The organism is Brevibacterium sp. SIMBA_078 (assembly GCF_046534565.1).
GTDB lineage: Bacteria > Actinomycetota > Actinomycetes > Actinomycetales > Brevibacteriaceae > Brevibacterium.
The window spans coordinates 1-232 of the sequence record NZ_JAWRYQ010000641.1 but is presented as its reverse complement, the minus strand read 5'-3'; the positions used below and the strand labels follow the sequence as shown (position 1 = coordinate 232).

1 pseudogene is annotated in these 232 nt (G+C 49.6%); it reads left to right on the top strand.

Going from position 1 to position 232, the window contains the following annotated elements:
* A pseudogene (gene fliI, locus SB749_RS21075) lies at nt 1-232 on the top strand (flagellum-specific ATP synthase FliI); the annotation flags it as partial.

The following is a 232-nucleotide window of genomic DNA, read 5'->3' as shown; positions in this document are numbered from 1 at the left end:
CGCTCAGTTGTTGTGGCAGCGCCTGCTGATGCTTCGCCATTAATGCGATTAAAAGGCTGTGAGAGTGCAGTCACCATTGCAGAATATTTTCGAGATCAAGGGCTAAACGTATTGTTACTGCTTGACTCGGTAACGCGTTATGCCATGGCGCAGCGTGAAATAGCACTGGCTGTTGGTGAGCCTCCTGCAACCAAAGGCTATCCGCCTTCAGTATTTGCTAAATTACCCGCAC